A 19192-nucleotide genomic window follows, 5' to 3' on the forward strand; every position below is an offset into this window, starting at 1 on the left:
ACATAAGCAATATCTCAATTTAAATGTGAAAGTAAAAGTTTTTTATGTTAAATCCCGATATTTATCTCTGCTATTGAATACAGTACTGCTTTTCCAGCCATCTTTACCCGTGTATCTTCATGTTTACAATAAAGTGTACCGCCTCTGTTAGATAACTGTCTTGCAACTAATTCCTGCTTTTCTAACCTTTTTGCCCACAAAGGAACTAGACTGCAGTGCAAGGAACCTGTTACGGGATCTTCGTTTACTTTTAATTTAGGGAAAAACGCTCTGGAAACAAAATCAAATTCGCTTCCTTGGGCTGTAACACTAACACCCACCCCTTCCGGCAATGCTTCTAATTTGGCAAAGTCAGGGCTTACGTTTCTCACTTCTTCCTCGGACTCTAGTATAAATACAAGATCTCTATTTAAGTATGTTTCTTTTGGCACAATTCCCAAAGCTTTGATCATTTGATCAGTAACAGAAATTTCTTCTGAGGGAACAGCAGGGAAATCCAGTTCATATAAATCATCTTGCTTAGTTACCGTTAACTCTCCACTAATTGTATTGAATTTGACAGTGTCTAATCTCTTCTCATAATAATTCAGAATGATAAATGCCGCTGCTAACGTGGCGTGACCACAAAGGTTAATTTCTCCTCCAGGTGTAAACCAACTAAGTCGATAATGATCTCCTTCTTTTACTGCAAATGCTGTTTCCGATAGGTTATTTTCAATCGCTATTTTCTGCATAAGTTCATCTAAAATCCACTTATTCATAATACATATTCCTGCTGGATTTCCTTCAAAAACTTTTTCTGCAAAAGCATCAACTACAAAATATTTCATTTCATTACCTCCAGTGTTATAATGTGTTTTAACAATTCAACGGTAGTTTAAATGTATTTATATATAACACTCAACCCCCATATATAACACTTAAAGGAGATAAGCTTATGCACATTGAAATTCAACGGAATGCTGACATATCACTAACGAAGCAAATATACCACTCAATTCTCGATCATATTCGTTCCGATCTCTTAGAAGAAGAATTCCAATTACCTTCTGTACGGGAGCTCTCAAAACAGCTTGGAGTAAGTTTAGTTACTGTAGTAAAGGCCTATCAAAAGCTGGAACAAGAGGGATTTATCACATCTGTTCAGGGCAAAGGAACGTTTATTAGAAAAACAAAGTCAGAAGAAAATGCAAGGAAAGAAGAAACCAGTTCATACGACTGGCAGCTTTCTGTTCAAGATTATTTACCTAGATCTCAATTCGCTCGTTTCCATCAAGTCCCTGAAAAGATTCATCTCTCATCTTCTATGATTGATCCTGGACTTCTACCTAATCGGTACTTAGAGCAGGAGATTCATAGTATGCTTTCTGAAAACCCGAAAGTTCTCTCACAGTATGGAGAGATTCAAGGTGACAAGATGCTTAGAGAGGCAATGGTTGAGTATTTGAACAGTATAGATGTACCCACTTCTCCTGATAATATTTTAGTTACAAGTGGTTCACAACAAGGGATTGACCTCATTGCTCGTACATTCGTTGGACCAGGTGATGTAGTAGTCATGGAAGCTCCTACTTACCCGGGAGCTATTGATGTGTTTCGCGGGAGAGGTGCTGTCATTCTTACCGTTCCAGTTGACAGCGATGGCATGAGAGTAGATTTGCTTTACAATTTGTGTGATAAATATAAACCCAAAATTATTTATACGGTTCCTACGTTTCACAATCCAACTGGTGCTCTAATGCCTACAAAACGCCGCAGACAAATTCTTGAGATTGCTAAAAGTACGCAGTGTTTAGTGATCGAGGATGATCCATGGAGTGAAATCTATTTTGAAAGAAAGCCTCCAGCATCAATGAAAAGTTTGGATCAATACGGGCATGTTATTTACTTGAAAGGGTTAAGCAAAACATTGGCACCAGGCTGTAGAATTGGGATATTAGCTGCTTCCGGTTCTATATTTAAACGTCTTTTAGCTGCCAAAGCTAACACCGACTTAGGCAGTCCTTTACTCACACAAAAAGCCATCACTCCCTTTATTAATTCAAAAAGAATGATGAATCATCTAAAAAAATTAAGAACGGCTCTAAAAATAAGGCGTGATCTTGTTCTAGAGATTCTGTCACAACATTCACCTGAAGAAGTTTCTTGGTTCATACCAAAAGGAGGATTAAATGTATGGCTCACTCTTCCTTCCTGGATTAATACTGATCACCTCTTAATAGAAGCTAAAAAAGAACAAATCACTTTTTTACCTGGGTCTGCTTGTTACCCTTCGGAACAAGAAAATCATCATTTACGATTAAGCTTTTCTTATATGAATGAGCTGCACTTAAAACAAGGTGTTACGATCATTTGCAGCATCCTTCAATCCGCTGTTGACTTAAGTAAAAAGCAAGACAGCTCTCCACTTTTTTGATTTTAGATCTCATCTTGACTCGTTACAGAAACAAAAGCCGGAGGGACAGGCAGCCTGGCACATGTATTATTTAGTGCAAACTGCCTGTCCCTTTAGCTCTACTCTAGTCCATCTGTTGTTTTTTTCACTGATGTTTTGCCTGTTATTGCTGTAAACTTTCGGCACCGAGTCCGATTTTCTTTAATAACGCAATGAGCTGCTCTTTCTCTTCGTTCGTCACAAAAGATAGATTTTCTGAAACGGCTGCCGCGTGTTTCGGGAAAATCTCATCAAACAGCGCCCTTCCTTTCTCTGACAGAACAACATTAGAAGCTCTTCTATCATTAGGGTTTGGCTGTCTTTCAACAAGCCCTTTCTTTTCTAACTTATCAACTACATAGGTGATACTTCCACTAGGAATCGAAAATTTCTCACTAATTTTTTGGACAGGATGAGGACCTTTGCTGTATAGGAGTTCAAGAATCATAAAATTTTCATTACTAAGGTTGTGACTTTGAATATCTTTTTGAATGTTGTCAGCAACAGCTTTTGTTGCTTTCATCCAAATACGAAGCAATCTTAAATCCAGATTATTTTGATCTTCCATCCCGAGACCCCCCTTTAACGATTAAATTTATCTTGGTTTTCTGTATAAAGGATAATCAACTTCAGTTGGAATTTCGACGAGAAGCATCCGAAGTTTTTCTCCTTTAGCCTGGATGGTAAAGCGTTCAACTTTCTCTGACTGAAACATGATAAAATCCTTATGACCAAATGATACCGCTAATTCATCGATAACTCCACCATTACCTGTAATCGCTAAGCCCGCGAGTGTCCGATTAGGTGAAAGATCATACTGATAGGCTGCACCATTTCCAATTTCAACATCGTACATTTTGGCGTCTGTTACGAGATTGATTGGTGAATGTTCCCCTAATATCGTCTTAACTGTTACACCGTTTTCTAAGTTGACTGGGAAATCTTCATGCACGTATTGTGAGTAAGTTGGTGTGCGCTTTATCGCTTGGCTTAAGTGGGGCTCAAACCAAATTTGAAAAAATTCTGATGGCTCAAGAACCGTTTCGGCATGTTCTACACCTGATCCGGTTTGCATCACTTGAACACCACCACTACCGATTTCACTAATCGTACCAAGCGTATCTTCGTGACGACCTCTCCCCTTAATATTGTAAGTTAAAATTTCAAAACCTTTATGAGGATGAAAACCAATACTGCCTTCGCCTTCCGTTTTTGCCCAAGCCCAATAAAATAATGGTCCTAGTCTATTTATTTGTGATCCTTCGCCAGAAAAGCCGATCGGTTTTTGTTCTTTTATTTTTCCGTCATCAAACTGTCCAAACGCCTGATTCTCTGGTTTAATAATGTTTATTTCCACTTTAATCACTCCTTTATATTAATAGTCTTAAAGTAATGACCCGAAATTTATAAGTAATACAACCAATCCAAGAACGAATAAAACAATCGGCATCATCATTGCCTTTACAGGATCTTTCACCTTAATATGCGTAAAAATTGCCCCAAGCATTGTTGCAACAACCAATAAACCACCCCAAGCAGCAAATGTCTCATTCCAAATACCTGCGATTACTAATACCGCTGCAATTACTTCAACGAGACCTGTAAATATTCTAAAGGCTGCCGGATACCCGTAACGCTTAAATTCATCGACCAATTGCTTTGAACCGAATTTCATAAATCCAAACATTAGAAATCCTAATCCTAATAAAACTTGAAGAATAATTAATACAATACCCATTTAAAACCTCTCCCTTTATCCTAATATTATTTATATTAATTTTATTTATACTAAAATTAGCATATATTTATTCTAATATTAGGATAAATATATGTCAACAAAAAAACAATCCAAATTATGTGGATTGTTTTAATAACTGCTGTTCATATTTATTTTTTTTAAGCCATAAAAAAAGCCGGCATCACAGTTTACAGGTACTTCCGCTCAGCTCATCATCTCCGGCAGCACTTCTTTATTTGTTATTTGAATTGAAAAATTACGATGCCGCCTATCATGACTGCTACTCCAATTATTTTATTCAGACTTAACGAAATTGGCTCAATACCGAACAATCCGAGTGTATTGATCAGTAAGGCGATGAGTAATTGGGATATCAATAAAACGGAAACCGAAAAGGCCGGTCCAGCATGTGTGATCCCCTGCATAACGCTAAATACAATAATGACGCCGAATAAACCACCTAAGAGATAAACCTTATTCACCTCAAAGAGACTTTTGATGCTTCCGTCTTTTACAAGAAAATAAATAATAACAGATCCAATTAAACCAACACCGTGAACAATTGTAGTCGTTAACCATAACCCCGCTTTTGAACTTACGTTAGTATTAAAAATCCCCTGCACTGCGATTAAAACGCCTGCGAGTAATGAAAATACAATTCCTTTTACCATTCTATCCCCCATCAAATTATTCGTATTTTATCCCATCTGCCAATTCTTCTAGTTTCTTTACGTTTTTTACTAAAATGCGACCATTTCTTTTCTCGATCACATCATTTTCAACTAACTCGTTAATGACTCTATTAAGATGACGATAGCTTGTCCCTAACAACTCTGCCGTTTCCACTAAATTTGATGTTTTCACTTCTTCTACAAACGTACCGTCAACCGCTGTCAACATCGATAATAAATAACTCGCATACCTGTTTTCTACTCTCGTGAGAAGGTTAAGACTTGAAGCGGTCGTAGAGGAATATAATCGATTTGCAAGGTGATGGACGATATACTGAAGAAAAGTTGGATTGTGATAATAATGTTCAGAAAGAAAATCGAATTTTATTCCAATCAACATACATTCACTCACGCATTCAACTGTGTTTCTTGCATTCTTTTTTGTTACAAATTCTACTTCTCCGATTATTGACAGTGCATTATTAAACCTAAGTAAAAGCGACTTTCCATTCGGTAAAGACGTAAATATTTTTACTCTTCCTTTTACTAACAGGAGCAGTTCCTCTAAAGGATCTCCAACAGAACAAACGATTTCTCCTTTTTCAAACGTATACAAGTTGAATTTATCGAGATGTTCTTCATCAAATACTGTGAAAAGATCATGCATATGAAGCAAGTCGTACAGCAATTGTTTATCGTTACTTTTTTTCATTGTTTATCACCCTAACAATTATCTTTCCTGTCACTCATAGTAATATGTATGATGCTATAAAGGAAAGGACATTTGTCCTTTTTTGCTATAAAACGAAAAAAGTAATGGGGCAGCAGCTGCTAGTAACACAGAAATGATGCCAGGTTCAATATCCATTATGATCATCCAATAAATTAAACTGAGTGATACAAATACATTCAATATGTTTAAGTGAAATTGCTTCTTTTCATACGAAAAAGCCAAACCCTTGGTTGAATGAGGGTTTGGCTGCTTGTTTAGGGGATGGATGAGTTTAACAAAGTAACCATTTTGTTAAACTTATTAACTAATATAAAAGTTTTATTAGTGTTATTTCTGTTAGTTTTACACTTTTAACAGTTGTGCTGGCAATTAAATATGCGTATGTATTAAATGGTTTGCCCTTCCCCCTTTTCCCCTTTTTTAATAACATATAGTAAAAAAAAGGTTGTGAAAAAATGACAATTGTTTTTAAGAAAAATTATATTTATACAGTACGTCGAGGTGACACATTATATTCGATCGCCCGCAGATTCGGGAGCACAGTAGAAGCAATAGAACGAGCAAACCACTTATTTGAGCCTGTTACAGATCCAGGACTTATTTTCCCCGGAGATGTACTGGTTGTTCCGAGTCTTTCAAAAACAGGAAAAGTAACTTATGTTGTTAAATCTGGAGATACAATCAGTCATATCGCTGCTAGATTTAGTACATTTATTGATTTAGTTTCTGGTATTAATAAGTTAGAAAACCCTGATCTTATTTTTCCTGATCAACAATTAATAGTACCTGCATTTATATATGAAATACAATCTGGAGACACACTTTCAGCCATTTCGCGAAGGTTTGGAGTGTCGCTTTCAAAAATTCAAAAAGCAAATCAAGATCGACCAGGTTTTAAACTCGATTTAATTTGGCCAGAGTTTTATTTACTCATCCCTCTTCCAACCTCTGTAAATATTGTGGTATGGGACCCTCTTCCAGGGATGAAAGTTCGTAATGGGCAGCGAATAGAAGGTAATGCCAGAGCATTTGAAGCTAATGTTTTACATCAAATAAGAGATGATAACGGAGTCATTGTTTCGAACGAACGTTTTACAACAGCCGATGCAGGAGCACCTGAGTATGGAAATTTCACTAATACTTTACCATTTGACAGAACACCTACAACAAATAACGGTGAACTTTGGGTCTATACGAGAAGCCCTAAAGATGGAAGCATTCAAGATTTAGTAAGAATCAAAATTTATTTTTAGAAAAGATTATCCCTTGTTAATACGTATTCAAACTAATAACTCTCTTGGATTATTTTTCTCAGGAGAGTTTACTTAAAATCATCTATTTAAAAACTTAATGGGAAATGTTATTTTCATTTTAACCGCTCTTATATAGTAGATTATACTTTGACCTTATTATAAAAGTAGTATATAAACAAACATGTCCTTTCCCAAATCGACCGTTGAATAAGGATGCATACAGTATTTACTTTTAGTTTCCATAACCTTATCCTTCTCGGAACCAAAAAACACCTTGATCTAGTAGTGATCAAGGTGTTTTCAGTTTAACAAAATATCATTTTATAAGTAACTTATTTTTATTTTGCTTTCTCTTTAATTTGAAGTATTTTCCTTAGATCAATCTTAGATATTCTGTTTTTTATTCTCAACACTAAATTCTCTTCTAAGCAACTGTAAAAGCCAAGGCAAAATAAAACCAAAAACTCCAAAATATACAGGGATAGTGTACCAAGTTCGCCATCCAGTCAATTTCATATATCCAACTTTGACCAATCCCCATTCAAATAAAAAGGACAAAACTGTAAAAAATAAAGCATATAACCATTTCTTTTCTTGCTTTAGATAATTAAGATATATCACATAAAGCGATTCAGGTATAACTGCATAGGAAACAAATTCACCTATTCCTTCACTATGCTTCTTTCCCAAATCAAATACATCTATGTAGCTTCCAACAATTACATCTATCGTCCATGTCATATAACCAATCACACAAAAGGCAAAAAAGTTTTGTCTCCAACTTAGTCTTTTATGCATAAATACCATAAAAAGAAATACAATAATGGCAACTCCAATGGGATACCATGTACCTTTTGATGTATATTCCAAATTCTCTAAAAATTTGTCCATAATTTTCTCCCTATCATTATTTATGACTATTTTTTGTCATTATTATCTGAGTTATTCAATGCATGCTGTATAATACAAATCTAGTTAACATAATCTGACCTTATCGGAACCACTCATTGAGTGGCTTTTATTATTTTGAAGAAAGATTACAACTACAGCTTCAATAATTTAATATTAAGGTTGATTATTAACAATACCTAGGTTTTAATCAATGTTATAAAGGTAGATGATGTCATGAGTAAAAGCAAAAAACAACCTCAAAATAACATATTTCACCTGCAATGCATTTTAAGAAAATACTAACTTTAATTAATCTGTTTAATAACATTACCTGAATTTCCCCCAACGAGAACATTATCTGGTACATCTTTCGTTACGACTGCACCTGATGCAATGACAACATTGTCGTCCAAAACCAAAAGGACAGGCCGCCTGCCTCAAGTATTATTTGAGGGCGAGCAACCTGTCCCCTTGGCTCTAAAACTGCGTTTATTGAAACAAGACCATTTCAATATTTTCTAAGATTTAAAATAATATTTGTTCATTTTTCCCGATATACTGCACAATGTTCATCAGAAATACGATAATTTTCCTTACCTGTTAACGCTGCGACTTCGACTAATCTATGATCGAGCCTGTCCCATACCGCAACTGCATACAAAGACACCCATTCAACATTACCCCGTGCAAGCCGAAAGGAATAATAATCATTATCTGTTGTAACCAAGATTTCTTTATAAGTAATTTGCTTGTTTTTTCGGTTTTGAATCTCTAAAACAAAATCCAGCTTTTCTTCGTCTTTCGGTATCTGGATCATCCGTGCCACAAACATGCCATTAGGGTTTTTCTTTGTTTTATAAAGCTTTTCTGCTTCTATTTTAAGTTCCGGTCTTCCTCTCATAAGCTCTCCCTGCATACTTATATTTTATCGGGTAATTTATATAAATCCCTAACCAGCAATGATTCCTTTTATAAAAAGAGTTATTAATTGAAAAAGAGGAAGAAAATGAGTATCACCTTTATTAAATCCACATCAAATTTTCCATTTCGGTATCTATTTCTAATAAATAAAAGGAGCAATTCCTCTTATTAAGAAAAACTGCTCCTTTTAACATACTTTAATATTTTATTACTAGCTCCTTAAAATCAATCATCATGCCTGTTTTTAGCATAAAGTCAATTCCTAAGATCCCATCAAAATCATAGAGGTCTTTCGTCATTCCTAATTGCATCAAAAATAAATCAAGTTTTTGTCCATCAATCTCTACATTTTTCACATTTTGCTCATAACACAGCTCGCTATATCCGCCTACTCCGTACATTCGTTTAGATTTTCCATTAATAATATCCAGTTCTACATCTATTTCTGCGAGAAGGTCTGTATCAAATATTGTCGCTGCACATCCTGTATCTAGAAGAACATTTTCCAATACAATTGTTTTTCCGTTATGTGTTATTTCCAATTCTGCAATGGGAAGACCGTTTTCTAACCTTATTTTCATATACGTCCTCTAACACCAATAAAGCGTTGTTCTTCCACTTCAATTTGTTCTTTACTCGTATGAAAGATATATAATTCTCTTTCAGGGAATTCAAGATGTATTTTTTTATACCCACTCCACGCTTCCTTAGAGCTTGTATATTCTTCTATAAGAGACATTTCTTCAATAATTCGTTTATTTTCTTTTGAGTAAGCAGAGACGGCTTCGACTAACACAAACTTATCAGGATACTGATTTCTTATTTCCGTCCATTTCAAAATAATTACCTCCTCAAATGTTCTTATGCTTATCTTAACATACAGCTTTGTGAAAACACCCTTCTACCTAAAATCACTCTACTATCCTGCTAAAGGAGCTAAAACAATAGGCGTCATTATTTTAAATTCCGCTAAACTTTATCCTATTTTTTCACAACAAAACAATAAATTATATTTCAATCTGCTTAATCACTTTCGCAGGATTACCGCCCACGACAACGTTATCCGGTACATCTTTCGTTACGACTGCCCCTGATGCGATCACAACATTGTCGCCTACTGTTACACCTGGATTTATGACTGCATTTCCACCAATCCATACGTTATTTCCAAACGAAATCGGTCTTGCAAATTCTTTCCCTGAATTACGTTCAGCTGGATGAAGCGGGTGCGCTGCCGTATAAATTTGAACGCCGGGAGCAAGCATGCAGTTATCGCCAAAGCGCACTTCACAAACATCTAAAATCGTACAGTCAAAGTTTGCGAAGAAGTTTTCTCCTACGTGGGTGTTATAGCCGTAATCAAACCGAATATTCGGTTCCATGTAAACATTTTCGCCGGTGGAACCGAGCAGTTCTTTTAATAATTTCGTCCGCTTTTCCCCTTCTGTTTCCAATGTTTGATTATATATTCTCACTTTTCGTCTTGCTTCTTCACGTTCTTTTAATAATACGGAATCAGCGGGATTGTACATTTCTCCGGCTAACATTTTTTCTTTTTCGGTTTTCATTTTTTTAACCTACTTTCAAATCTATTTTTTTAACACATGCATTTCCCGATTATTTTACTTCTGTTTCATTCAGCATCAAATCAAGTCCAAGACGCTGCAGGCCGTATAAATAGTCCTGTTTCCAATCACTCGCTGTCAGCTTTGGAAGATGTTCTGATGGGATATATTTTGAACTTCCTATTGCGATTTTTTCTAAGATTACTTCGTCCACTTTATCCTTACAAAAAATAATGCTGTGAGGATTAATCGTCGCCGCAAATGACGCTATTAATCTGCTGATCGCATCAACCTGAGTCTCGTCGCTGAGCGTTCCATCTTCAAGCACCTGACCAAAGTTTTTGTCATTATACTGTGGAACGAAAGAAACCTCTCCTGCGAAAAAGGTACTTCCCCTTACGACATCTCCATTAATCATAATTCCTGCACCAGGACCATTTTGACCAGAGTACAAATAAATAAGCGATTGATGATCCTGAATCCCTTTATTATAGTGATAACCGAGAACAGCAGCATTCATATCGTTTTCAACGGCAACCGGGATGGAAAAATGTTTCTCATAGTATCCTGTTAAATCAACATTTTGAAACTGCTCGTAGCCTGGTATAAAAAAAATCCGGCCAGTATCAACCGAACCCGGCACCCCAACTGCGATCGAGCGTATTTTTGAATTTGAAGCTATGATTTTTTCGATAAAGCTTGTTAATACATTTATCCCGTCTTCTATTAATACACTTGAATCTTTTCCCTGCTCCTTCACTTCTCCGACACAATTAAAAATAGTATAATTTGTCTCATTCTTTTCTAAGAAAACAGCAAGACCGAGCATATGCTCAGGATTGTATGTATATCGTTTCGCTCTTCTTCCGCCGCTCGATTCATCTAAACCGGCTGAAAGTATTTCGCCATCCTTCTCCATCTGAGCTAGGAACTTACTAATTGTCGGGAAACTAATTTCTAATTTCTCGCTTAATTCCACTTTTGTCGCACTTCCAAGCTCTAAAAGCGACCTGCGAATTCCAGAAAGAATTACTTTCCCCATCGATTTTGGTGTAGGCTTCATAAACATCACCACCTGGTAAAATAGACTTATTAAAGAAATTTAAAAAGTATCCAGCAAAAGACTTATTAAAGATCTTTAATAAGTGCTGGTGATAATATAACATATATTCTGAAAACAAGAAAGCCAAGGGACAAGCAGCTTGCCTCAAGTATAATTTTAAGGCAGTTCACTGTCTCCTTGGCTCTTCTTTTTTTGCTACTTTTTATTTTTTAAGATAGTAATGTAAACAGCCATTCCTAAAAATGTAGAAATGACAAGAAAAAGAAACAATGGTGTGGATAATATATTCATTTTCTAATCCTTTACTTTAATTCGCTTAAAGATGGATGGAAAACTAATAACAAGATGATGATAACCGGAACAGAAGCTGCTAAAGCAATTAACGGCTTTTTGTAGTGAAGACGAATCATAATAAATGAAATGACGTTAAACAATGTTGACCACCAGATGTTCCAGCCGTTATCAAAGATAAATAAACCCTTTTTTACAAATAAAAATTCCAGAAAAGAAAAATAGGCAACCCAAACTCCCATGTACAGCCATCCTCTTCGTTTCGGAAAATATCGTAAATAAATCATAAAAGCAACCGGAACGATAATAAAAGAAAATGTAATATCAATTAACGTATGATTCAGCCAATTAACTGTCACCGCTTTGTATGCCCACAATGTATGATTATAAAACAGAAAATTATATAGCAAATTAAAGATAATATAGTATTGAATCGTCGGATAGTACTCTTCCCAGCGCTTCCAATCCACAAATATTTTTGCAAAAATAAGGTAAACAATGACAACGAATAATAAATACACAGCAAACTTCCTTATCCTTTTAGCTATCATACTCTCCTTTTTTCTAATTTTTAAACACTATCAAGATAGAGAAACAGGCAGCTTTCCTCTTAAAAAGAAAACCAAACAGACATTGCAATAAGCAATGTCTCTACGTGTGATATGTAATCATTAATGTCTATTAAAGCTCGATATCTACACCAATGCTATCAACACGGCCAACTTCACGAATATATGCCGCAACAGCTTGATGATCTTCATTTGCAGCATACGCATCTAATGCAGCTTGATCTTCAAAGCGAGCCATGAGCATTACTTGGTATTCTTTATTTCTTTCAGCTACATTTAAACCTGCTTGAATTTCAACGATTCCTGTTAACACATTTTCCAGCGCTTTAAAACGGTTCAAAACCTCTACAAGCTGCTCTTGAGTCGTAGTTTCAGCAAACTTTACAAGTACAATACGTTGAATCATAAATATTCCCTCTATTCTCATTATTTTTGTGACTTTTCTAGTTTACATATTTACTAGATATTTAGCAACTGCTCTAAACAGCCTGTTCCTTTAAATCATCTCCAAAATAGCCAAGAAAAGATTCTATTAAACAAATATTATGTTTGATATATATATACAACAGTAGTAACTGTAATCACGCTGCATAAGGTTGTTAGTAAAACAGCTTGTGCAGCATATTCAGGATGATTTCCATATTCCAACGCAAAAAGGGAGCTATTTCTTGAAGTAGGAAAAGAACTTGCAATAAACAGCGCTTGTGCAATGGTTCCTTCTAAACCTAATACTGAAATTGTCACAAACGCAATACAAGGTCCCAATACCAGTCTGCCGAGAAGACTTAGTACCAATGGAGTGGACAGTTTATGAATTTTTATAAATGCACTTTGTGCGCCAAGCGTAATAAGAGCGATTGCTAAAAAAGCATGTGAAGTATTTTCTATTGGTGTCCAAATAAATTCCGGAATTTTTATCGATGTTGTTTGAAGAAAAATCCCTAACAAAAAGGCGTAAAACACTGGATTTTTTAAGAGTACCTTTATAGCTTGGAATCCTTTTTTATCAACAGACACACAGTTAAACAATCCATAAGTATATGTAAGAAGATTTTGAAAAATTAACACAACAATTTGCACAGATAAACCTAACGGATTGTGCTGAAAAACAAGTTGACTTACAGGTAATCCGAAATTTCCAGAGTTTACTAGTACAACACTATTTTTGAAAGTTGCAGATAACCCGTACTCAAATTTATATATTTTAGAAATACTTATGCTTACGCAAATCAAAAAAAGAGCTTGTAAGAGCAGAAAACTCATCACATATAAAAGTGTGCTTCCACTTATTTTACTTTCATATATATTGGCAAAACATACTGCCGGCATTAGTAAAAAGTTATTTAATTTAGACAACGTGCCCATATCAAACGTGTATTTTCGATGGAGAAATGCTCCAACCACAATAAGTAAAAAGACTGGAAAGATAACCTTCATTATAATCAGAAATAAAATCTCCATAACTTTCCCCCTCTATTAAAATGGTTGAAAGATCTGGATAAAGACCTCATAGTTATGGTTGTATGTTACCGTGAAGGCCACGTCATCCTTACCGGTCGTTTCATCATGTATTTCTTTAATTCCGTTGAGCGGTAAACAAAAATAGTTTCCCGTTATCGGCTCACTAACCATCAGTCGTTCCGGATGAAAGTGAACATCACCACATTTAACACGACTCATAAAGCTAAACCCCGCCCTATCTTCCATCTTATCCTGTAAGATTGCGTCAAAATTTTTCCCTTCATGCGCCTTTATCATTGTGATCAGTTTTCTCGCTAATTCCTTCACTTTCACTCCCCCCTCGGTAATTTCATTATAAAAAGCTAAAAAACAATAGTGAAATACAAATAAACTATCGACAGGCATTCAAAAAATGAATACACAAAAAGAGGCTGTCTCCATAGTGACAGCCCCTTCAATTAAATACCCTTCTTAAAATCCAATTTTTTAACAAAGTTAACAAACTCTTTAATCGCTTTTATTTCAAGAGATTCTTCATAATAAAGCATCCACGTTTTCCTTACAAGTGGTTTCCCGTTTTCATCCTGAAGCTTCATATAATATAAACTTTTATTATCCTCCACAAGTACACTCGGAAGAATCCCATATCCTAACCCATTCATTACCATTTCTTTGCATGTATCTGCTTTGTCAACTTCCATCCCAATCAACGGAGGCTCAGAAAAGGTTCTAGTCCACCAATTATCAATTAATGATTTTAAGGTAGGATCGGTGTCATATTGAGTTCTTGTCATCGACGGTAAATCCTGAAGCGCTATTTTTTCTTTTGAAGTGATGCAAATATTTTCTTCAAATAGAAGCTGCTTAGCTCCTCCCCAGTGATAATCTCCTCTCACAATTCCAATGTGAACGTCACGATTATAAACATGGTTAAAAGCTTCATGACTCCATCCGGTTGTAACTTTATAGTTTACTTTTGGAAACTGTTCACTAAACAGCTTTAAAAGTCCTGGCAGCTTATGTCTTGTAATGTAATTAGAAACTCCTAACCTTAACGTTCCTCTTATTTCGTTATCCATGTTTTGAACCGTTTCTTTAATATGACGAAGACGAGCAAGCATTTCATCTGCACATTTCACCAAATATTCTCCTTGTGGGGTAAATTGAACTCCTTTCGTTCCTCTACTAATAATCGCTTGATCGTATTCCTTTTCTATTTGTTGAATTCGCTTCGTTAACGAAGGTTGTGAAATATATAAACTTTGTGCTGTTTTTGTAATGTTCTTTTTTTCATACAAAACTTTTAATATTTTCCAATCGCGTTCATCCATACGGTCCTCCATAAAGCTTTACAGGTAGATTTTTCTTTTACATTTATTAAACCATCGCACAATTTCTATAAAATCAGAAAAGCCACTGAGACAGAAAACTTGCCTCTTTTCCCATTTTAAAAGATTGAACTTGTCCCCTTAGTTCTTATTAATGAGTTAAAGAGTATGATTAAATGTCTTTCCTACATTTGAGTGATTCCAGTTACTAAAACCCAAAAGAATAAAACACTAAAAGATAAAGCAATTGTCAGTACTGCCAAAGTTATAAAACGCTTTTTAATCAAACATACAACTGAAACAAAAATGCCGATTGCAGGAATCCCCAACCAGACGATATCCTGTAATAACTCGCTTTTTGATCCGATAACGCCAAGAAAATTAGTAAAAAACATCACCAACCAAAGAATTTGCAGTGCGAATACACTTTGTAGAGATAATTTAGTATTTAACATCCCAGTCTCCCCTTAACAAATCCAATTAATTTTCTTCCACTATACCGCTTTTACTGAAACGTAAAATAGATTAATATTCTCTCTAGCCGACTTTCCCAACCATAACTGCCGCAGCTTTATTTTCACGAAACCCAAATTCTATATTTATCTTATTTTCTTTATCAAAATAGCCAACCGTATTTAAGCCGCCTTCCACTCTTTCATAATAATTTTGACCATACTCTTTGATTACTTCTTCTTTTGTATCTCCAATTTTAATTCCTTTAGCCGTTTCATAATGTTTAGTGAAGTAATAGCGAATTACTTTGTCTGCCGCGATTCCAAACTCTATCTCGTCATAACTTAAATATTTTGACTTTGGATTTGCTATTTCTTCCACATCATTCGGCTTTCCAAAAGCAGCTGTAACATCGTTTTCCGTTGAATGTATTGAAATAGATTTTACCTTTTCAGCCGACAAATCAATACTTTTCGTATCTTCATAAAAATCCATCGTGTCTTTTGCGAAAGGATCGTATCCTATTACAAATACAAACAGTAGGACACTCAAAATCTGTGCTGTTACTTTTATCATTCTTTTCAACATCATCCGCACCCATTCAATGTGAAAGTTTTTATGTAACTAGAAGAAAATTAAAAGCAATACGCCGACTCCGAAGCAGTAGTATGTAAAATAAATTAGTTTTCCGTTTTTCATAATGTTCATAAACCACTTTAACGCAAAATACGTCATGAAAAGCGTTGCCAAAAATGCCGCTGCATACGGAAGCGCTAAGTCTGCTTTATTCGGTTCATTTAAAAAGTCTGAAAAACCAAGTATGACACCGCCAAGACTTACCGGGATATACAGCATAAACGAAAAACGAAGCGCTGTCTCTTGTTTCATGCCAACTGCAAGTGCTGTAATAATCGTTGCTCCTGAACGACTGATGCCTGGCGTTAACGCGGCAGCCTGACCTAAGCCAACAAGAAACGCATCTTTTATGGTAAGATGCTGTTCGTCTTTTCTTCCTTTACTATTTCGAATCAACCACAGTGCTGTACCTGTCACAAAGAGCATCAAGGCAATTGTTGTGATAGTCACATTTTCAGCAATATAGTCATTTAGCAGTATCCCAAGAACACCCGCTGGAATTGTGCCAATGATGATGAAGAAAATAAAACGAAAATCACTTTTAAAGCGCGAATTTCTCGTTTTCAAATAATACATCGAGTTCACGATCAGTCTGATGATATCTTGTTTGTATATGTAGAGAATCGCAAGCAGTGAAGCGGTATTTGTTAAAATCGCAAACGTAAATCCTTGTTCACCGAGACCCAACATTTCACTCGCAATCATCACATGTCCGCTCGACGAGACCGGAATTGGTTCGGTAAAGCCCTGCACGAGCCCGATTACGATCATTTTAATCATATAGATAAACTCTGATTCCCCCATGTTATCCCCCTAGCTAATTGTTAACGGTTATAAAGCAGACTCCCATCAGTGAGGGGTTTTCATCATCCCCATTGATCATGTCTTACTGCCCGTGATGACGCGGTAAAAATTGACCAGCCTCTATCCTAGCAGCATTTTTTCCCTTAACCTGCTTTAATGTCGCTACAATCAGAAAGCTAACAATTACTAATAACAGCCATGAACTTACCTTTCCGAGATGCACGATACTCCATGCCTCGGTTTGGTTCGGATATTGCCACGCTCCAAAGAACGTTGCGATATTTTCAGCGATCCATATAAAAAAGCCAATGAGCACAAATGAAAGCGCGAGCGGCATACGATAGCGAGTTCCACTAACCTCGTATGTAACCGATGATTGCCAAAAGACGATCAGTACAAGTCCGGATAACCACCACCGAACGTCAATCCAATAATGGTGGGTGAAAAAATTTAAATAAATTGCCGATGCAAGCGGTACAACAACTAAAAACGGCGGCCATTTAACTAGCTCAACGTTAAGCCTCCGCCACGCCTGGCAAAGATAACTCGCTACACTTGCGTACATGAACCCACTGTACAAAGGCACTCCGAAAATTTTAAAAATTGCTTCCTCCGGATAAGACCAAGAGCCCATTTGCACTTTGAATAGTTCAAGCGCAAGTCCGATCAGGTGAAACAATGTGATTACCTTTAGTTCATCGCGTGTTTCAAGCCCGGAGCGCACCATCCACCACTGCATCAAAAGGCAGATGATCAAGAGCCAGTCATACCTCGCGAGGAACGGAAGCGAGATGAGTTGTGTAAAAGCCAAAGATGCAAAAATAACGACAGGAAACAAACATGATAAGGCCTGTTCCCAGCCAAAACGAATGAGTTGTTTTAGTGCTCTCATAATTTCTGCCTCCAACGTTTTTTTGAATATCATGTAAGTCCTGCCCTATTTATTAATCTTATGAATCTTCATCGCTGCGGTATTCTAAAATATCGCCTGGCTGACAGTCTAACGCTTTACAAATTGCCTCTAACGTTGATAATCGAACCGCTTTCGCCTTACCATTTTTTAATATAGAAAGATTCGCCATTGTTATTCCAACACGCTCAGATAGTTCTGTTACACTCATTTTCCTTTTAGCCAGCATCACGTCAATGTTGATTATAATCGCCATTGTATTCACCTCAGACCGTTAAATCATTTTCTGATTTTATATCGATCGCTTCTTTTAAAAGTTTTTGAAGAACAGCCGCAAACACTGCTATTACCATTGAAGCAAAAATGATGATCATTCCAATCAGGATGACACCTGGCGCATCATCTACTTCGCCGATGAGATAGAAAATCGGCATGTTGATTACATAGATAATACTAATTGCAATCGCACAATATTTAATAGTTTTTAAAGCTTTTACCGAAATTTGGGAGAACGCTTTGTTTGTATCAATATAACTTAACAATTTAAAAGCTTGATACAGTGCAAAGTAAAAGGGAATTGCCGCGGCATACAAACCGATTAACGTGTAATATTTCATAAAAGCTACATCCGCAGCTAATTGCGCCGCATAATCCGCAATCTCAGGCACCAAAAAGATGCACACAGCAAGAACCGGAAGCCCAATTATAATCACCGCGATCTTTAAAAAAAGTGTTGTTCCTCGTTTCATGAAAAGCACCTCACTCATTTATTGTCATTTTAAATCTAACACGTTATTTATCGTTTTACAATAAATTTTTATTTATTTTTATAATATTATTATTGTTATGGAATTATTCGTTTTATTTTAGACAAAGAAAAAAAGCATTCCTTCTGACAAAGAAATGCTTTCTAAATTTAAGATTTAATTGATAAATGATTTAATAAACACACCTTAATATATTGTATAAAAGCAGCGGGAACAGGTATCTTTCTTCTTTTTCCAGTTTAGAGCATACAACATGTCTCCTTGGCTTCATTATTCGTAATAAGGTTTATATGTAAAAGGAATAAATCTTCCTAAAATCCCTATCCCCTCTACAAATGTGAAACCACCATCTTCTCTTTCTAATTCAGTTCCTATTTTATTGAACAAAAAATAATCATCGATTTCTTTGCTTACCACTTTATAATGAATCGAGTTCAATAGACACTCATTTCCGCTGCATTCTATATTATACTCACTTGTTAACCAGTCATCAAAAGTATGGGGAGATGGTTTTGTAACGGCAAGAATTATTAGGAACAGTATTAAGCAGGTGGCAATCATTAATTTTTGTTTCTTTTTCATTTAAAAGCTTCCCCTTTTAATTTATCAAGATCCTCAATAATTACATTCGTATAAGCGATCACCTAGTATTTTATAACTTATCAAACTAACTTCATTTCTTTAACAAGAAAAGCAGTATCTCT

At 35.7% G+C, this 19192-nt stretch carries 26 protein-coding genes and 1 pseudogene; 2 read left to right on the top strand and 25 right to left on the bottom strand.

Features of this window, described 5'->3' with window-relative positions; genetic code table 11:
- Positions 1-47: 47 nt before the first annotated feature.
- Positions 48-830, bottom strand: a complete 783-nt coding sequence (locus tag DS031_RS15560; RefSeq protein WP_113806997.1) for a PhzF family phenazine biosynthesis protein — start codon at positions 828-830, stop codon at positions 48-50.
- A 107-nt stretch (positions 831-937) separates the two neighbouring features.
- Between DS031_RS15560 and pdxR the strand changes: the two genes are divergently transcribed.
- A complete protein-coding gene (gene pdxR, locus DS031_RS15565) occupies positions 938-2416 on the top strand; it encodes a MocR-like pyridoxine biosynthesis transcription factor PdxR (RefSeq protein ID WP_113806998.1) in 1479 nt (492 codons plus the stop codon).
- Between the two features lie 142 nt (positions 2417-2558).
- Here the strand turns inward: pdxR and DS031_RS15570 are convergent, their stop codons facing one another.
- From DS031_RS15570 to DS031_RS15590, 5 genes are all read right to left on the bottom strand, one after another.
- Complete coding sequence (locus DS031_RS15570) at positions 2559-3002, bottom strand: MarR family winged helix-turn-helix transcriptional regulator (RefSeq protein ID WP_113806999.1); 444 nt, start codon at positions 3000-3002, stop codon at positions 2559-2561.
- Positions 3003-3029: 27 nt separating this feature from the next.
- Positions 3030-3791, bottom strand: coding sequence for a pirin family protein (locus tag DS031_RS15575; protein ID WP_113807000.1), 762 nt, complete (start codon positions 3789-3791; stop codon positions 3030-3032).
- A 27-nt stretch (positions 3792-3818) separates the two neighbouring features.
- A complete protein-coding gene (locus tag DS031_RS15580; protein WP_113807001.1) occupies positions 3819-4172 on the bottom strand; it encodes a DoxX family protein in 354 nt (117 codons plus the stop codon).
- A 239-nt stretch (positions 4173-4411) separates the two neighbouring features.
- Entirely contained in the window at positions 4412-4843 is a 432-nt protein-coding gene (locus tag DS031_RS15585; protein ID WP_113807002.1) for a DMT family transporter, read from the bottom strand.
- 16 nt (positions 4844-4859) lie between these two features.
- Positions 4860-5555 carry a Crp/Fnr family transcriptional regulator gene (locus DS031_RS15590; protein ID WP_113807003.1) on the bottom strand — a complete coding sequence of 232 codons (696 nt, stop codon included), beginning with the start codon at positions 5553-5555 and terminating at the stop codon, positions 4860-4862.
- 476 nt (positions 5556-6031) lie between these two features.
- Between DS031_RS15590 and DS031_RS15595 the strand changes: the two genes are divergently transcribed.
- Positions 6032-6829, top strand: a complete 798-nt coding sequence (locus DS031_RS15595; RefSeq protein WP_113807004.1) for a LysM peptidoglycan-binding domain-containing protein — start codon at positions 6032-6034, stop codon at positions 6827-6829.
- A gap of 384 nt (positions 6830-7213) precedes the next feature.
- Here DS031_RS15595 and DS031_RS15600 read toward each other — a convergent pair whose 3' ends face one another.
- The 19 genes and pseudogenes from DS031_RS15600 to DS031_RS15690 all read right to left on the bottom strand — a co-directional run bounded on the left by DS031_RS15600 (position 7214) and on the right by DS031_RS15690 (position 19070).
- Positions 7214-7720 carry a hypothetical protein gene (locus DS031_RS15600; RefSeq protein WP_113807005.1) on the bottom strand — a complete coding sequence of 169 codons (507 nt, stop codon included), beginning with the start codon at positions 7718-7720 and terminating at the stop codon, positions 7214-7216.
- A gap of 305 nt (positions 7721-8025) precedes the next feature.
- A pseudogene (locus DS031_RS15605) lies at positions 8026-8139 on the bottom strand (acetyltransferase); the annotation flags it as partial.
- A 122-nt stretch (positions 8140-8261) separates the two neighbouring features.
- Positions 8262-8621, bottom strand: a complete 360-nt coding sequence (locus DS031_RS15610) for a hypothetical protein (RefSeq protein ID WP_113807006.1) — start codon at positions 8619-8621, stop codon at positions 8262-8264.
- Between the two features lie 217 nt (positions 8622-8838).
- Positions 8839-9222 (bottom strand): pepsin/retropepsin-like aspartic protease family protein, encoded by a 384-nt coding sequence (locus DS031_RS15615; RefSeq protein WP_113807007.1) that lies wholly within the window; start codon positions 9220-9222, stop codon positions 8839-8841.
- Positions 9219-9479, bottom strand: coding sequence for a hypothetical protein (locus DS031_RS15620; protein WP_113807008.1), 261 nt, complete (start codon positions 9477-9479; stop codon positions 9219-9221). Before DS031_RS15620 ends, DS031_RS15615 begins: the two co-directional genes overlap by 4 nt.
- Positions 9480-9648: 169 nt before the next feature.
- Positions 9649-10209, bottom strand: a complete 561-nt coding sequence (locus DS031_RS15625; protein WP_113807009.1) for a sugar O-acetyltransferase — start codon at positions 10207-10209, stop codon at positions 9649-9651.
- A gap of 49 nt (positions 10210-10258) precedes the next feature.
- Complete coding sequence (locus tag DS031_RS15630; protein WP_113807010.1) at positions 10259-11269, bottom strand: ROK family transcriptional regulator; 1011 nt, start codon at positions 11267-11269, stop codon at positions 10259-10261.
- A 302-nt stretch (positions 11270-11571) separates the two neighbouring features.
- Positions 11572-12081 (bottom strand): CBO0543 family protein, encoded by a 510-nt coding sequence (locus DS031_RS15635; RefSeq protein ID WP_113807011.1) that lies wholly within the window; start codon positions 12079-12081, stop codon positions 11572-11574.
- 160 nt (positions 12082-12241) lie between these two features.
- On the bottom strand, positions 12242-12535 hold the full coding sequence (locus tag DS031_RS15640) for a Dabb family protein (RefSeq protein WP_113807012.1): 294 nt from the start codon (positions 12533-12535) through the stop codon (positions 12242-12244).
- Between the two features lie 137 nt (positions 12536-12672).
- On the bottom strand, positions 12673-13590 hold the full coding sequence (locus DS031_RS15645; RefSeq protein WP_113807013.1) for an AEC family transporter: 918 nt from the start codon (positions 13588-13590) through the stop codon (positions 12673-12675).
- 15 nt (positions 13591-13605) lie between these two features.
- A complete protein-coding gene (locus tag DS031_RS15650) occupies positions 13606-13917 on the bottom strand; it encodes a hypothetical protein (protein WP_113807014.1) in 312 nt (103 codons plus the stop codon).
- Positions 13918-14048: 131 nt separating this feature from the next.
- Positions 14049-14921 carry a LysR family transcriptional regulator gene (locus DS031_RS15655; protein ID WP_113807015.1) on the bottom strand — a complete coding sequence of 291 codons (873 nt, stop codon included), beginning with the start codon at positions 14919-14921 and terminating at the stop codon, positions 14049-14051.
- Between the two features lie 182 nt (positions 14922-15103).
- Positions 15104-15373 (bottom strand): hypothetical protein, encoded by a 270-nt coding sequence (locus DS031_RS15660; RefSeq protein WP_113807016.1) that lies wholly within the window; start codon positions 15371-15373, stop codon positions 15104-15106.
- Positions 15374-15455: 82 nt separating this feature from the next.
- Positions 15456-15959 (bottom strand): hypothetical protein, encoded by a 504-nt coding sequence (locus DS031_RS15665; protein ID WP_113807017.1) that lies wholly within the window; start codon positions 15957-15959, stop codon positions 15456-15458.
- Positions 15960-15995: 36 nt separating this feature from the next.
- Positions 15996-16811 (bottom strand): undecaprenyl-diphosphate phosphatase, encoded by an 816-nt coding sequence (locus DS031_RS15670; RefSeq protein WP_113807018.1) that lies wholly within the window; start codon positions 16809-16811, stop codon positions 15996-15998.
- 82 nt (positions 16812-16893) lie between these two features.
- Complete coding sequence (locus DS031_RS15675; RefSeq protein ID WP_113807075.1) at positions 16894-17703, bottom strand: DUF817 domain-containing protein; 810 nt, start codon at positions 17701-17703, stop codon at positions 16894-16896.
- A 58-nt stretch (positions 17704-17761) separates the two neighbouring features.
- Positions 17762-17977, bottom strand: a complete 216-nt coding sequence (locus DS031_RS15680) for a helix-turn-helix domain-containing protein (protein ID WP_113807019.1) — start codon at positions 17975-17977, stop codon at positions 17762-17764.
- Between the two features lie 10 nt (positions 17978-17987).
- Entirely contained in the window at positions 17988-18470 is a 483-nt protein-coding gene (locus tag DS031_RS15685) for a DUF2975 domain-containing protein (RefSeq protein ID WP_113807020.1), read from the bottom strand.
- 288 nt (positions 18471-18758) lie between these two features.
- On the bottom strand, positions 18759-19070 hold the full coding sequence (locus DS031_RS15690) for a hypothetical protein (RefSeq protein WP_113807021.1): 312 nt from the start codon (positions 19068-19070) through the stop codon (positions 18759-18761).
- Between the last annotated feature and the right edge of the window lie 122 nt (positions 19071-19192).

Source organism: Bacillus taeanensis (genome assembly GCF_003318295.1).
Lineage (GTDB): Bacteria > Bacillota > Bacilli > Bacillales > UBA6769 > Maribacillus > Maribacillus taeanensis.

Coding starts and splice junctions, on each gene's coding strand:
- DS031_RS15640 (WP_113807012.1), bottom strand. CDS start 12,535: ATGATTCAACGTATTGTACTTGTAAAGTTTGCTGAAACTACGACTCAA.
- DS031_RS15590 (WP_113807003.1), bottom strand. CDS start 5,555: ATGAAAAAAAGTAACGATAAACAATTGCTGTACGACTTGCTTCATATG.
- DS031_RS15685 (WP_113807020.1), bottom strand. CDS start 18,470: ATGAAACGAGGAACAACACTTTTTTTAAAGATCGCGGTGATTATAATT.
- pdxR (WP_113806998.1), top strand. CDS start 938: ATGCACATTGAAATTCAACGGAATGCTGACATATCACTAACGAAGCAA.
- DS031_RS15585 (WP_113807002.1), bottom strand. CDS start 4,843: ATGGTAAAAGGAATTGTATTTTCATTACTCGCAGGCGTTTTAATCGCA.
- DS031_RS15680 (WP_113807019.1), bottom strand. CDS start 17,977: ATGGCGATTATAATCAACATTGACGTGATGCTGGCTAAAAGGAAAATG.
- DS031_RS15570 (WP_113806999.1), bottom strand. CDS start 3,002: ATGGAAGATCAAAATAATCTGGATTTAAGATTGCTTCGTATTTGGATG.
- DS031_RS15645 (WP_113807013.1), bottom strand. CDS start 13,590: ATGGAGATTTTATTTCTGATTATAATGAAGGTTATCTTTCCAGTCTTT.
- DS031_RS15690 (WP_113807021.1), bottom strand. CDS start 19,070: ATGAAAAAGAAACAAAAATTAATGATTGCCACCTGCTTAATACTGTTC.
- DS031_RS15670 (WP_113807018.1), bottom strand. CDS start 16,811: ATGGGGGAATCAGAGTTTATCTATATGATTAAAATGATCGTAATCGGG.
- DS031_RS15580 (WP_113807001.1), bottom strand. CDS start 4,172: ATGGGTATTGTATTAATTATTCTTCAAGTTTTATTAGGATTAGGATTT.
- DS031_RS15615 (WP_113807007.1), bottom strand. CDS start 9,222: ATGAAAATAAGGTTAGAAAACGGTCTTCCCATTGCAGAATTGGAAATA.
- DS031_RS15600 (WP_113807005.1), bottom strand. CDS start 7,720: ATGGACAAATTTTTAGAGAATTTGGAATATACATCAAAAGGTACATGG.
- DS031_RS15660 (WP_113807016.1), bottom strand. CDS start 15,373: ATGTTAAATACTAAATTATCTCTACAAAGTGTATTCGCACTGCAAATT.
- DS031_RS15675 (WP_113807075.1), bottom strand. CDS start 17,703: ATGAGAGCACTAAAACAACTCATTCGTTTTGGCTGGGAACAGGCCTTA.
- DS031_RS15625 (WP_113807009.1), bottom strand. CDS start 10,209: ATGAAAACCGAAAAAGAAAAAATGTTAGCCGGAGAAATGTACAATCCC.
- DS031_RS15655 (WP_113807015.1), bottom strand. CDS start 14,921: ATGGATGAACGCGATTGGAAAATATTAAAAGTTTTGTATGAAAAAAAG.
- DS031_RS15630 (WP_113807010.1), bottom strand. CDS start 11,269: ATGAAGCCTACACCAAAATCGATGGGGAAAGTAATTCTTTCTGGAATT.
- DS031_RS15610 (WP_113807006.1), bottom strand. CDS start 8,621: ATGAGAGGAAGACCGGAACTTAAAATAGAAGCAGAAAAGCTTTATAAA.
- DS031_RS15665 (WP_113807017.1), bottom strand. CDS start 15,959: ATGTTGAAAAGAATGATAAAAGTAACAGCACAGATTTTGAGTGTCCTA.
- DS031_RS15595 (WP_113807004.1), top strand. CDS start 6,032: ATGACAATTGTTTTTAAGAAAAATTATATTTATACAGTACGTCGAGGT.
- DS031_RS15560 (WP_113806997.1), bottom strand. CDS start 830: ATGAAATATTTTGTAGTTGATGCTTTTGCAGAAAAAGTTTTTGAAGGA.